This window comes from [Leptolyngbya] sp. PCC 7376 (genome assembly GCF_000316605.1).
Lineage (GTDB): Bacteria > Cyanobacteriota > Cyanobacteriia > Cyanobacteriales > MRBY01 > MRBY01.
On record NC_019683.1, the window covers coordinates 1,665,337 to 1,679,402 of the forward strand.

Here is a 14,066-nt window from a genome sequence, read left to right on the forward strand (position 1 = left end):
AGAAAGTAGATCATGATCACCTGCAAACACCCGTGGCTACTAGTAAGATGCAGAGAGATAGATAAAATAAGTTACTTCTAAATTGTTAGGTTTTCGACATTTTTAGGGCAACTTTGAAATAATCATTTTCGTCATAAGACGTTGGTAAACTTCTATCGTTTTGTCTGTTGATCGTTCTACTTGAGGAGATAACCTGTGCATTTGCCTGTTGTAACCTTGCCGGATATTCAAAAAATTCGTGATTTGGTGGGCGATCACCTAGGGTTTTCTTTCTCTGCGATAGAACATCAACGGTTAGAAAAAACGGTTTACCGTGAATTAGAGCATTTAAATTTGGATCTGGTTGCCGAATATTTGACGGTCTTACAGATGTCTACGATTTGGGAGCCTGTCTGGCAGCGGTTAATTGTTTCCCTCGCAAACCCAGAAAGTTATTTTTTCCGTGATCAGAGTCAGTTTGAGCTATTGCGTTCAAAGATTTTGCCAGAGCTTATTCAGCGGCGAGCATCAGAAAAAACCTTAAAGCTATGGTCAGCGGGCTGTGCTGCAGGAGAAGAGGTTTATTCCCTCGCCATTTTATTAAAAGAGTTGATCTCGGATATCGATACGTGGCAAATCACAATTTTTGGGACAGACATTAATACTGAAGCTTTGGCGATCGCCGAAAAAGGTGAATATGGCGAGTTTTCTCTGCGGTTACAAGATCTAGCTTTATGTGAGCAGCATTTTACCTCTGATGGCGATCGCCATCAGATCAAACCAGAATTACGCCAATTTGTTGAATTCCATCCTCTCAATCTACTGGATTCAACCCTGCCAGAATGCTTTCAAGATATTGATTTAATTCTTTGCCGCCATGTGTTTATTCATTTAGAAACGCAGGCGATCGCAAAAATCCTAGCCCACTTCAAACAAGCCTTAAGACCTGATGGCTATCTGATCACTGGGCATAGTGAATTGTATGGCCTGACCCTCACAGATTTTCGGGCTCATATTTATGCTGGGTCTTTAATCTATCAACCGCAGCTGGAACCTCAGTCGAACTTGGCGATGTTTTCTTTGCCTAGTTTTACAAATTTACAGTGGCAATCGTCTCCTCTTCCCGAACGAGGATTAAAGCTATCCGACCCGATTTTTGACCCGAACCAAGTGGTCCAGTATCCAAATCAATCTCAATCTCAACTGAATACCTTAATCCGGCATCGTCGCTATGCTCAGGCGATCGCCCTACTTGAACAACAGTCATCAAACGGACAGTACAACTTTCAAACCCATTACACGTTGGCCTGTCTCCATGCTCACCTCGGCCAATATCCTCCAGCAGCGCACCATTGTTACCAGGCTCTCGAACTCAACCATATGAGTGAGCCACCTTGTTATCTGCTTGCCCAAATTGCAATGATTCAGGGTGAAAAGGATGAAGCAAAACGAATTTTGCTGCAAATTCTCTTCTTTAATACTGAAGCAGCTTTAGCCTATTACGATCTTGCCCAAATTTATTACCTTGAAAATGACGGCGAACATGCCCAATCCCTGGAACAAAAGGCATTTGCTTTGCTCCAAGATTTAGACTTAGATCAAGTCCTTGATCCTTTCCGACAGTACACGGTGCAGCAACTTTACGATGAGATTAATGTACGCCAAGCTCTTATCTCCTGACTGTCGTACGAGCATCAAGCCTGAAAAGGATTCTGCTATGTCTTAGGCAATAGCTGAGGTTATCCGTCACAATAGAGAGATTGACGATTTCCAAACGCGACTACTTTATGGCTTCTTCTTCCCGGCTTCGGAGGCTACTGACCTATCTGATCCCTTATAAAAAAGAGATCTATATTGGCATCATTTCTCTACTGGTTGTGAATGGCCTTGGGGTATATCTACCGCTCATCTTGAGTAACACGATTGATTCGTTGCGGACAGAAACCGGGTTGCCGATTCTCACACGCTCAGTACTGCTGATGTTTGTGTTGGCCACGGTGATGTGGGGCATTCGGATGTTGTCACGGGTCACCATTTTTGGGGTGGGTCGTCAGGTGGAATTTGATCTGAAGCAGCGGATCTTCCAGCATTTATTAACGTTAGAGCCTGCTTATTTCGCGAAGCAATCTTCGGGAGATCTGATTAACCGTGCTACTAGTGACGTTGATAATGTGCGTCGGCTTTTGGGTTTCTCGGTATTGAGTTTAGCGAATACTGTCTTTGCCTATGTGATGACTTTGCCGGTGATGCTTTGGCTCCATGGTCGGTTGAGTTTGATGGCGATCGCCGTGTATCCGGCCATGTTGATTACAGTGCAACTTTTTAGTGGTCGTCTGCGCGATGAGCAAAAGAATGTGCAGGAAGAGTTGTCGGAGCTGAGTCAGCTCATCCAAGAGGATATGAGTGGCATTGCCCTGATTAAAATCTATGCTCAGGAAGCGAATGAACGCCAAGCTTTTGATTTCCGCAACAAAAAATTACTCCGTGCCAACCTTGGTTTAGCTCGCACGCGAAATCTGCTTTTCCCGCTGATCGAAGGGATTTCTTATATTAGTCTGCTCATTTTGTTGGCGTTTGGGACAAGGGCGATCGCCGCAGAAGAGTTAACCATTGGTAATTTTGTCGCGCTTATTTTGTTAATCGAACGATTGGTTTTCCCCACGGCTCTACTGGGATTTGCGATTACCACCTACCAACGGGGTGAGGTCAGTATTGATCGTGTGGAAGCGATTCTCGACAATAAACCTCATATTGCCGATAATCAGCAAGCCACAACGCTTGAGCCGAAAAACGTGACAGGGAAAATTGTTGCTAATCACCTCCGCTTTTCTTATCCGGAAGGCGATCGCCCTGCCCTTGATGATTTGAGCTTTACGATTAATCCTGGTGAAACCATTGCGATTGTTGGGTCTATTGGTGCTGGTAAATCAACCCTTGCCAATGCTCTACCCCGTTTAGTTGATATCGAACCTGGTCAGCTTTTCCTGGATGGGCAGGACATTACGAATATTCGTCTCGAAGATCTTCGCAAGGCGATCGCCTATGTTCCTCAGGAGAGCTTTTTGTTTAGCTCGAAAATTCGGGAAAATATCGCCTATGGTTTACCCGGCAGTCCTCAACCCGACATCGAAGATTCTGCCCAGCAAGCCCAAATCCATAACGAGATTCTCAACTTCCCCAAGCAATATGAAACTCTTGTGGGAGAACGAGGCATTACGCTTTCCGGTGGTCAGCGGCAACGGAGTTCTCTCGCTCGTGCTTTTATGATTGATGCGCCAGTTTTGATTCTTGATGATGCTCTCTCCAGCGTCGATAATCGCACAGCCACCGAAATTCTCGATTATTTGTCTGATTCTCCCGACACTAAAACGGTCATCTTTATCACCCACCAACTCTCTGCCGCAGCAAAGGGCGATCGCATTTTTGTGATGGATCACGGCAAGATTACTCAAGTCGGTGTCCATGAAGAATTGGTTGCTCAGGAGGGTTTATACAAAAAACTTTGGGAGCAGAACCAACTCGCTGAAATTTTGGGCTAAGGTCTTAGGCGAGCGCCAATAGAAGAAGACACTATCAATCTTTTTGTTACAACTTTGATTTTCCTCAGATCTCTCTAATTATCGTTAAATCAATTTGGTTATGAAACTCTGGTGTCTAAACAATTTCGAGGGTGTATTAAGTGAGATTTTTTGGATGAAGCCTGCCTTTATCCGTCGATTTAGAGAATCTATTTGGTGTGTTTTAAACCTCAGTGCATAACTCATAGAAAACAGTTTTAGAGATCAACCGATAATGTTTAAAGCAATTTTGCAAGCCTCTCTCCGTTTGAAAGTGGTGACCCTTTTCGCCTTGATCGCTCCCCTCGGGTTGGGTCTCGTAGGTTGCGGTGAAGTGGAAGTAGAAGAAGAGGTGAACAATGCCACAGAGCAAGTCGAAACTTCCACCTCGGAAGCTCCACCTGCCGCAGAAGAGGAAGAGATAGAAGAGGATGTCGCCTCTGATGCTGCAACGGAACAGTTTACTTTTGTGGTTACCAATCAGACTGAAGATGATTTAATCGCGATTCAAGCTTCTGAAGATGAGGAGGTTTGGGGGGATTTTGATCTCGGTGGGCAGGCGATCGCCCCGGGTGAGTCTCTGACTTTAGCTTGGGATGAAAGCACTAATGATAGTTCCTGTGAATGGTTGCTACAGGGTGTGTTTACGGATGGCAGTGTTGTGGGCCCCAAGTGGTTCGATTTCTGTGAGGAAGTTGAGCTGGTCTTCTACTCGGAAGGTGAAGATGAAGCTGCTGGTGGTGGTAGTGCAGCGGATTTCCTGAGTACAGAAGCGGCTTTTGTTGAAACTATTGACGATTCAGGTATTCAATTACTTGCCGCCGAAGTTTCTGACCCTGAAAAGGTGGCGATCGCCCGTGAGTTTTGCACATCAATGGATATGGGGAATTCCGTCGATGACTTTTTTGAAACTGTGGCCTCAGATGAACCGTTTTTGTCGATGTCTGATGAAGAGCTAGAGCTGGTTGGTGGCTATCTTGGTCTATTGATCACCGCAGCGGCAGATTCCTATTGTGCTGAGTATGGCGATATCGTTGCAAACTGGATGGATTCTTAAAATCCTTTGTCTCTCGAAGGCAATGAGGTGATCGCTTCTCCTTTTATCTTTCTCTGCTTAAAGATTCTCGGTGGGCGATCGCCAAAAATAAAGGAAAACGATAGCTTCAGTTTGTAGAGTAAATTGAGGCTGGCGATCACTGCTAGGCTCAAGTAAAAACTAGGTTAATCAAGCCATGGAGCTGTTTCATATCCAAACCAATCAGGCGTTCAAGATTTTTACAGAACACAATCTGATTAAAGTGGGTAAATTTGTCGAACCAGATGCCAAAGATATCAATCTCATCAATATCCCGAATGCGGATGTTGTTTCACGGATTCATCTTTATCTATATATAGATCCTTCTGGTAATCACTGTGAGCTCGAGGATCAAGGGAGTTCCAACGGCACATTTATCAATGGTCAGCCACTAAATCCCTTTGTTAGACAATTTTTAAATGACGGCGACACTATTAATCTTGGCCAAGAAAATAACGTTTCGTTTAAATTTCGCCAGACTGCTAGTAATGCTCCAGCACCAGAGCCTTCTGTCGCAACTAGCCCTACAAATCTCCAAAACACATCTGCTCAGCTTTCCCACAAACCTATTGAGGTTAAGCAGGAAAGTGGCGATCGCTCGTTGTTTTCAGTTGACGATTTTCGTAAGAATCTCAGCCCCTCTGTTAGCCGATTTTTAGGAATGGCGTTTTTGGTCGCTGGAATTATTTATTTCGCGTCGATCATGAATGTAGGTATTAGCTTTAATGCTTATGTGCTGATCTTTTGGGGATTAGGTGGCTATCTCCTCTTCCAAAAAAATCTCTCTAAGGAATGGGGTTGGCTACTCATTGGCATAGGTCTGCTAGTCGTTCTGTTCCAAGCACGCATTTATGCCTTCACCAACCTCCTCGGTCTCATCATTTCATTGGTCTTATTTGGCCTGAGTTATTTCTTTTTCGATAACAGCGAGAAAAAATAGATTATTTAGTGTGAAAGCGAGAGGATTTTTAAGGGCAGCTTTTCCTGTAAGGTCATGGGAATCTTCTCAAACATTTTTTCTGAAATTCCCGTGACGATCACGCCAAACTCCTGAAGTATTTGCAAAGCATTTTTGATTTGTGGTGCGGTATCTGGATAAATGATGCCCGGTATAGGAGGCTTCATTCCGTCTAAACCAAGTAAACGTTCTAGTTGGATTAATGCACCCAATGCAGTCAGATGAGTTTGTCCTTTTGGATCAACAATGGTTGCAGTGACTTTTTGGGGTAAATCTTGGGCATCTTTTCCTTTCACATCAATTCGAATTTGGTGACTGGCACCACTGCCGGGATTGTAGAGGAGCGATCGCCGCAAAGAGGTAAAGCGATCGCCACTAATTAAACGCCAAATGCCAGAACGAATCAGCACACGGAGTAATTGGGTCGAAAAAATATCATCAAAGGCAATGCGAGCAGCCACAGTTTTTGCGCCAGTGGTTTGGGGGAGCGTCATCTGATCCGGTGTATCAAAACGATAGACAGCAGTTTGATAACCATCAGGAAATTTCACTTTAAGTGGATCGGTATAGGGAAAAACCTTGGTGGTGCGACCTGCAATCATTGTTTCAAAGGGCGTTGCTAATCGATCCATGTATTCCACGGAGTTGGGGCCTGCTTTGTCTTTGAGCGAAAACAACACACTAATATCAATGGAATCTATGGTGGCGATCGCCTGACTGGCTGCAACGGCAATGACTGAGGCAACACCGCCCATCCAACCTGATGCAAACATCACGGGCGATCGCAATGATTGTTCGTCTAGAGCATCAATGGATTGTCGAAGTCGTTCTGGCCACCGAGTAACGTCAAGGTAGGGGATTTCTTTGGATACTGCATCCATTAATAAGTAATCGTAGGAATCGTTTACCACTGCAATCACAGCTCTAGGCGTATTTTCCTGTAATGGCTTGGGCTGTTCTACATCTAATTGCAACCCACTAGCATTGCCTAATTCCTGTGCCAAAGCTTCTGCTTTTTTGAGATTTCGTCCCGCAATCACTAACGGTAAATCTGGGTGGTGATCGCGAATCAAAGTGGCAATTTGTCGACCCACAACGCCATAACCACCGGCAATCAAAATGCTATTTCTGATATCCATAACCATCTATCCTGTAGCGAAATTAAGTGATTGTTGATCCCCTCAAACCTCTTCGACTCAAGGGGATTAAAAATTTTGCTCTACAAACCCATCGCTGCATGGGTCGCGAAAATAATAATGCCAAGACCGATAACACTCACTGCAAAACCCAACACCAGTTGCCATGGTTGCGTTGTTTGAGCGGTATGAGTTTGGGGAGTATGAGCACCCACAAATGCAGGTTGGTTTAAAGCTCGCCATGCTTGCACCGCAAAGAACATTAATGGCAGCGACAAAATAGTGCCGAGAATTTCAATGGTGAGTAAAGCCGGGGGCATTGCATCCGGCGATACCGGGAAAATCACCGCGAGATCTGCCACATACACTCCGAAAAAAGATAGGCCACATAATGCCGCACCAAGCATCGCCCATCGCTCGGATTTTAAGACGAAATACACCAGAATTAAGCTACCCAAAGTCAATGTAGTGAGGAAGGTATTAAATACACCCAATGTCACAGGATTGATGTGGGCAAAGCTACGGGTTTCAATGGGGCCACCGGGAACCAAGCTACTAAGGGCAAGCCCTGAAATCCCAAGTAAACCAGCAACAGAATATTTAGTGGAAAATGTGTGAAAGGCCATGATAGTAAACCTCAACAGATTTTGTGCGTAAGTTTGCGTAAATATTTAGGTGAAATCTTTAGATAACAACCGTGACCTTAGCGATCGCCTGGTTGGTAGGCGTTTTCCTTGGGTAAATGGCTCACCAAAAGTTTGAGGAATAGAAGTGGGACAAACCATTCCAAGCCTGGCATGGGTGCAATGAGATAGCAATCGCCAAGCAATGCCAAAATAAACAATCCTAAGGCAATGGATCGTTGCAGATAAAGCAGACTCGCAAGAATCACGCCCGTTGCCAGCAACAAGTAACTCGACATACTAATCAAAAAGCCCCAGTCTATCCCTCGGAAGGCGATCGCTACCACCGCAATATGGCAGAGATGAAAGGCGACAAAACCGAGGTGTTGTTGCCAGCCTTGACCCGGACGGTGAAACCAGCGTTTAGCAGCAGCAGTGGCATTCGTGAGTGTGCCACCCATGAAATCAAGCGCAAAAAATGCGATTAATCCCAATTGCCATCCCGTGAAATCCGCCGATACCGACTTGGCATAAAGCGGTGCAGCGATCGCCATAGCTACAGCAGGAACAAATTGCACCAATAATTCCGCTGATGTTGCACCCGGCCCAATCAACCGATCAACATTTCCTCGCCAACCAGAACGTGGCTGTGGCATCCCCGGCATAGATTGCATATTGACCACCATCGTCAAAACCTCATAACAGTTGTTATCTGAAATAATCATAACAGGTGTTATAAAATGGTCAAGTACCCTTTTTGCATTCGTTAACGCAGAAGCCATGACTAAGCTTTCGGTAGAGGAAAAACAATCAGATCGGCGATCGCAGGTGGCCTCAGCAACGATGAAACTCATTGCGGAACAAGGATTGCAGAAAACCAGTTTGCGGGCGATCGCCCATGAGTTAGGTTGTACAACAGGGGTTTTAACTCACTATTTCCGCAATAAAGACGAGTTGCTACTGTTTATGTTGGAAGTCGTGATGGAACGCCTCGGTGAAAAAACGGCGATCGCCACCCAAGACATTCAAGGCATAGAACGTTTAACGGTGATGATGTTAGCCGTGCTGCCGACTACCGATGAGCTGAAACAAATTTGGCGGGTCTGGCTAGCATTTGTGGGACATATGCCGGGTCATAACGGTTTGATGGAAGAACACAAAACCCTCTACCAAGATTTCAAAGCATTCTTGAAAAGCGAATTAACTGCTTTGGTGGATATGGGGGCGATCGCCACAGACCTAGACTTAGACTTTGAGGCAGCTGCATGGATTGCCTTGATGGATGGTATCGGCGTAAATATGTTGGCAGCTCCCCAATATTATTCTCAGCAACAACTAAAAACCATGATTAATCGTCACGTGCGATCGCTTATAAAGCCATGAACCCCTATAGCTAAATACCAACCGACTTAAAAGCCCCCCTATTGTCTATCAGAGTAGGAGGGCTTTATTGGAATAAAGGATATTTTGGTTAATCTTAGATTTCAGGAGTCTTTTGCTGCGAATCCGAGAAATTTTTGTCCCCAGCAACCCTTTACTGTGGCTGTATTCCAGCCTTGTAATCCAGGAATGTCAAAATATTTTCTTGAAAAGGAGTTGACATTGCCGGGTAGTGTGGTTAATATAGTTAAGCGCGGTTGAGAGAGACGCACTGAACCGACGCCCCGAACCGAGACAAAAGAATAATTTGAAAGTGACTATCCGCCCCCTTGTTTTAACAAGATTATAACAAGTGAAACGGTAAGATTGAAAAATTTATGCCGTAGGACTTAGTTAAAGGATAAAAGAGAGCCTTTATAAAAACATCTCTTATTAGGAGGAAAGAAAGCTTCTTTATGGAGTGAGTAAAGAATCTAACATGGAGAGTTTGATCCTGGCTCAGGATGAACGCTGGCGGTATGCCTAACACATGCAAGTCGAACGAAGTCTTCGGACTTAGTGGCGGACGGGTGAGTAACGCGTGAGAATCTGCCTTCAGGATGGGGACAACAGTTGGAAACGACTGCTAATACCCAATATGCCTACGGGTAAAACTTATTTGGCCTGAAGATGAGCTCGCGTCTGATTAGCTAGTTGGTGGTGTAATAGACTACCAAGGCGACGATCAGTAGCTGGTCTGAGAGGATGAGCGGCCACACTGGGACTGAGACACGGCCCAGACTCCTACGGGAGGCAGCAGTGGGGAATTTTCCGCAATGGGCGAAAGCCTGACGGAGCAATACCGCGTGAGGGAGGAAGGTTTTTGGATTGTAAACCTCTTTTCTCAGGGAAGAATTTTGACGGTACCTGAGGAATAAGCACCGGCTAACTCCGTGCCAGCAGCCGCGGTAATACGGAGGGTGCAAGCGTTATCCGGAATTATTGGGCGTAAAGAGTCCGTAGGTGGTCATGCAAGTCTGCTGTCAAAGCCCACAGCTTAACTGTGGATCGGCGGTGGAAACTGCATGACTTGAGTACGGTAGGGGTAGAGGGAATTCCCAGTGTAGCGGTGAAATGCGTAGATATTGGGAAGAACACCGGTGGCGAAAGCGCTCTACTGGACCGTAACTGACACTGAGGGACGAAAGCCAAGGTAGCGAAAGGGATTAGATACCCCTGTAGTCTTGGCCGTAAACGATGGATACTAGGCGTTGTCTGTATCGACCCGGACAGTGCCGAAGCTAACGCGTTAAGTATCCCGCCTGGGGAGTACGCACGCAAGTGTGAAACTCAAAGGAATTGACGGGGGCCCGCACAAGCGGTGGAGTATGTGGTTTAATTCGATGCAACGCGAAGAACCTTACCAAGATTTGACATCCCGTGAACTTTCCAGAGATGGATTGGTGCCTTCGGGAACACGGAGACAGGTGGTGCATGGCTGTCGTCAGCTCGTGTCGTGAGATGTTGGGTTAAGTCCCGCAACGAGCGCAACCCTCGTCCTTAGTTGCCATCATTAAGTTGGGCACTCTAGGGAGACTGCCGGGGACGAACTCGGAGGAAGGTGGGGATGACGTCAAGTCATCATGCCCCTTACATTTTGGGCTACACACGTACTACAATGGTCGGGACAAAGGGCAGCAACCCCGCGAGGGCAAGCGAATCTCATCAAACCCGGCCTCAGTTCAGATTGCAGGCTGCAACTCGCCTGCATGAAGGAGGAATCGCTAGTAATCGCAGGTCAGCATACTGCGGTGAATCCGTTCCCGGGCCTTGTACACACCGCCCGTCACACCATGGAAGCTGGCAACGCCCGAAGTCGTTACTCTAACCGTTCGCGGAGGAGGGCGCCGAAGGCAGTGCTAGTGACTGGGGTGAAGTCGTAACAAGGTAGCCGTACCGGAAGGTGTGGCTGGATCACCTCCTTTTAGGGAGACCTAACCTATTCGATTCCGAAAGCAAAAAGCAATTAAGAACGAGTAAGGTCATCTCGAAGGTCGTGCGAGGGGGAATAACGGAAGTCATTTTCAAATTATAGGTTCGTGGAAATGGGCTATTAGCTCAGGTGGTTAGAGCGCACCCCTGATAAGGGTGAGGTCCCTGGTTCAAGTCCAGGATGGCCCACTTATCAAATCAAGTTTTTGAGTGTTACTTGGAAACAGTTGATAAACAAATGGGGGTATAGCTCAGTTGGTAGAGCGCCTGCTTTGCAAGCAGGATGTCAGCGGTTCGAGTCCGCTTACCTCCACCAAGACCACGAAATTGATATCAAATTAGCATCTGCACTGTCTGATGGACATTGTTGAATGCTGAAAGAGATTTCAGCAAAGCACCTTGAAAACTGCACAAAAGAATAAAAGATAGTCGAATACAATAGCTAGGTAGGAAAGTATTAAAACAATCCGAAATAATAGCCAAGAGTCTGACCTCGATTGAATGAGAAAGGTCAAGCTACAAAGGGCTAACGGTGGATACCTAGGCACACAGAGGCGATGAAGGACGTGGTTACCGACGATATACTCCGGGGAGCTGGAAGCAAGCATTGAGCCGGAGGTTTCCGAATGGGGCAACCCTTAGTACAGTCATCTGAATATATAGGATGATATGAGCCAACTCAGCGAACTGAAACATCTTAGTAGCTGAAGGAAGAGAAAGAAAAATCGATTCCCTTAGTAGCGGCGAGCGAAGCGGGAACAGCCCAAACCAACTGTTTCGACGGTTGGGGTTGTGGGACAGCAATGTAGACTGTGAATGTTAAACGAAGTAGTTGAAAGCTACACCATAGAAGGTGAAAGTCCTGTAGTTGAAAATTGAAACAGCTTAGCTGTATCCCGAGTAGTACGGAGCACGTGGAATTCCGTATGAATCAGCGAGGACCACCTCGTAAGGCTAAATACTCCTGTGTGACCGATAGTGAAACAGTACCGCGAGGGAAAGGTGAAAAGAACCCCGGAAGGGGAGTGAAATAGAACATGAAACCGTTAGCCTACAAGCAATAGAAGGACGATTTAACGTCTGACTGTGTGCCTGTTGAAGAATGAGCCGGCGACTTACAGGCTGTGGCAGGTTAAGGTGAAAAGCCGAAGCCAAAGTGAAAACGAGTCTGAATAGGGCGAAAGTCACAGTTTGTAGACCCGAACCTGGGTGATCTAACCATGGCCAGGATGAAGCTTGGGTAATACCAAGTGGAAGTCCGAACCGACTTCTGTTGAAAAAGGAGCGGATGAGCTGTGGTTAGGGGTGAAATGCCAATCGAACCCAGAGCTAGCTGGTTCTCCCCGAAATGTGTTTAGGCGCAGCGGTTAGTTTCCTTATGCAGGGGTAAAGCACTGTTTCGCTGCGGGCTGCGAGAGCGGTACCAAAGTGAGACAAACTAAGAATACTGCATAATATTTAACCAGTAAGACGGTGAGGGATAAGCTCCATCGTCGAGAGGGAAACAGCCCAGACCGCCAGCTAAGGTCCCAAAATAATTGCTAAGTGATAAAGGAGGTGGGAGTGCATAGACAACCAGGAGGTTTGCTTAGAAGCAGCAATCCTTGAAAGAGTGCGTAATAGCTCACTGGTCTAGCGCTCCTGCGCCGAAAATGAACGGGGCTAAGCAATTTACCGAAGCTGCGGGATATATCTATCGATGTATCGGTAGGGGAGCGTTCTATACGGTGTGAAGCATTAGCGGCAAGCAGATGTGGACTATATAGAAGTGAGAATGTCGGCTTAAGTAGCGAAAATATGTGTGAGAATCACATACCCCGAAACCCTAAGGGTTCCTCCGGAAGGCTCGTCCGCGGAGGGTTAGTCGGGACCTAAGGCGAGGCCGAAAGGCGTAGTCGATGGACATGAGGTTAATATTCCTCAACTCCTGTGTGGGAGCATAATTATGACGCATGAAAGATAGCTACACCCTTAATGGATTGGGAGGAGGTTACGACCTCCGTGTAGTCAAGGATAGTGCCTAGAAAAGCTAATTATGTGTTGAAAGCATAGGACCCGTACCCGAAACCGACACAGGTGGGGTGGTAGAGTATACCGAGGGGCGCGAGGTAACTCTCTCTAAGGAACTCGGCAAAATTGCTCCGTAACTTTGGGAGAAGGAGTGCCACCGAGAGGTGGTCGCAGTGAAGAGGCCCAGGCGACTGTTTACCAAAAACACAGGTCTCTGCAAACTCGTAAGAGGAAGTATAGGGGCTGACGCCTGCCCAGTGCCGGAAGGTTAAGGAAGTCGGTTAGCTTCGGCGAAGCTGACGACTGAAGCCCCGGTGAACGGCGGCCGTAACTATAACGGTCCTAAGGTAGCGAAATTCCTTGTCGGGTAAGTTCCGACCCGCACGAAAGGCGTAACGATCTGGGCACTGTCTCGGAGAGAGGCTCGGCGAAATAGGATTGTCTGTGAAGATACGGACTACCTACACCTGGACAGAAAGACCCTATGAAGCTTTACTGTAGCTTGGTATTGGGTTCGGGCTTTGTTTGCGCAGGATAGGTGGGAGGCGTTGATATATTCCTCGTGGGGAATATGGAGCCAATGGTGAGATACCACTCTAACAAGGCTAGAATTCTAACTTTAAACCGTGAAACCGGTGAAAGGACAGTATCAGGTGGGCAGTTTGACTGGGGCGGTCGCCTCCTAAGCGATAACGGAGGCGTACAAAGGTTCCCTCAGGCTGGTTGGAAATCAGCCATTGAGTGCAAAGGCATAAGGGAGCTTGACTGCGAGACCTACAAGTCAAGCAGGATGGAAACATGGTCTTAGTGATCCGACGGCACTGCGTGGAAGGGCCGTCGCTCAACGGATAAAAGTTACTCTAGGGATAACAGGCTGATCTCCCCCAAGAGTTCACATCGACGGGGAGGTTTGGCACCTCGATGTCGGCTCATCGCAACCTGGGGCTGAAGTAGGTCTCAAGGGTTGGGCTGTTCGCCCATTAAAGCGGTACGTGAGCTGGGTTCAGAACGTCGTGAGACAGTTCGGTCCATATCCGGTGTAGGCGCAAGAGTATTGAGAGGAGTCTTCCTTAGTACGAGAGGACCGGGAAGGACGCACCGCTGGTGTACCTGTTATCGTGCCAACGGTAAACGCAGGGTAGCCAAGTGCGGAGTGGATAACCGCTGAAAGCATCTAAGTGGGAAGCCCACCTCAAGATGAGTACTCTCATGGAGTTAATCCAGTAAGGTCACGGGAAGAACACCCGTTAATAGGCATTAGGTGGAAGTATGGCAACATATGCAGCCGAGATGTCCTAACAGACCGAGGGCTTGTCCTTAAATCAATCAAATCAGACATCTAACGTAATCGATACATATCTAATTCTTTGTGCAGTC

General features: G+C 46.8%; 8 protein-coding genes, 2 tRNA genes and 2 rRNA genes. 9 read left to right on the forward strand and 3 right to left on the reverse strand.

Features of this window, described 5'->3' with window-relative positions; all coding sequences use genetic code 11:
• Positions 1-201 precede the first annotated feature (201 nt).
• The 4 genes from LEPTO7376_RS23340 (at position 202) to LEPTO7376_RS07430 (ending at position 5,551) form a co-directional block, all read left to right on the forward strand.
• A complete protein-coding gene (locus tag LEPTO7376_RS23340) occupies positions 202-1,659 on the forward strand; it encodes a CheR family methyltransferase (protein ID WP_216700286.1) in 1,458 nt (485 codons plus the stop codon).
• Positions 1,660-1,766: 107 nt separating this feature from the next.
• Entirely contained in the window at positions 1,767-3,518 is a 1,752-nt protein-coding gene (locus tag LEPTO7376_RS07420; RefSeq protein ID WP_015133594.1) for an ABC transporter ATP-binding protein, read from the forward strand.
• 253 nt (positions 3,519-3,771) lie between these two features.
• Positions 3,772-4,593, forward strand: a complete 822-nt coding sequence (locus LEPTO7376_RS23345) for a DUF732 domain-containing protein (RefSeq protein ID WP_015133595.1) — start codon at positions 3,772-3,774, stop codon at positions 4,591-4,593.
• 175 nt (positions 4,594-4,768) lie between these two features.
• Entirely contained in the window at positions 4,769-5,551 is a 783-nt protein-coding gene (locus tag LEPTO7376_RS07430) for an FHA domain-containing protein (protein ID WP_015133596.1), read from the forward strand.
• Between the two features lie 5 nt (positions 5,552-5,556).
• Here the strand turns inward: LEPTO7376_RS07430 and LEPTO7376_RS07435 are convergent, their stop codons facing one another.
• The 3 genes from LEPTO7376_RS07435 to LEPTO7376_RS07445 form a co-directional block, all read right to left on the reverse strand.
• Positions 5,557-6,708 (reverse strand): saccharopine dehydrogenase family protein, encoded by a 1,152-nt coding sequence (locus LEPTO7376_RS07435; protein ID WP_015133597.1) that lies wholly within the window; start codon positions 6,706-6,708, stop codon positions 5,557-5,559.
• Between the two features lie 80 nt (positions 6,709-6,788).
• On the reverse strand, positions 6,789-7,331 hold the full coding sequence (locus LEPTO7376_RS07440) for a hypothetical protein (protein ID WP_015133598.1): 543 nt from the start codon (positions 7,329-7,331) through the stop codon (positions 6,789-6,791).
• A gap of 77 nt (positions 7,332-7,408) precedes the next feature.
• A complete protein-coding gene (locus LEPTO7376_RS07445) occupies positions 7,409-8,053 on the reverse strand; it encodes a hypothetical protein (RefSeq protein ID WP_225901185.1) in 645 nt (214 codons plus the stop codon).
• A 55-nt stretch (positions 8,054-8,108) separates the two neighbouring features.
• Between LEPTO7376_RS07445 and LEPTO7376_RS07450 the strand changes: the two genes are divergently transcribed.
• The 5 genes from LEPTO7376_RS07450 to LEPTO7376_RS07470 all read left to right on the forward strand — a co-directional run bounded on the left by LEPTO7376_RS07450 (position 8,109) and on the right by LEPTO7376_RS07470 (position 14,008).
• The gene (locus tag LEPTO7376_RS07450) at positions 8,109-8,711 is read left to right on the forward strand and encodes a TetR/AcrR family transcriptional regulator (RefSeq protein WP_015133600.1); all 603 of its coding nucleotides are present in this window, start codon (positions 8,109-8,111) and stop codon (positions 8,709-8,711) included.
• A gap of 472 nt (positions 8,712-9,183) precedes the next feature.
• Positions 9,184-10,672: ribosomal RNA gene (locus LEPTO7376_RS07455) — 16S ribosomal RNA — on the forward strand.
• Between the two features lie 122 nt (positions 10,673-10,794).
• Positions 10,795-10,868 (forward strand) — tRNA-Ile (locus LEPTO7376_RS07460).
• Between the two features lie 51 nt (positions 10,869-10,919).
• Positions 10,920-10,995 (forward strand) — tRNA-Ala (locus LEPTO7376_RS07465).
• A 193-nt stretch (positions 10,996-11,188) separates the two neighbouring features.
• Positions 11,189-14,008: ribosomal RNA gene (locus tag LEPTO7376_RS07470) — 23S ribosomal RNA — on the forward strand.
• The 16S and 23S rRNA genes sit together here with 2 tRNA genes alongside, the layout of an rRNA operon.
• Positions 14,009-14,066 lie beyond the last annotated feature (58 nt).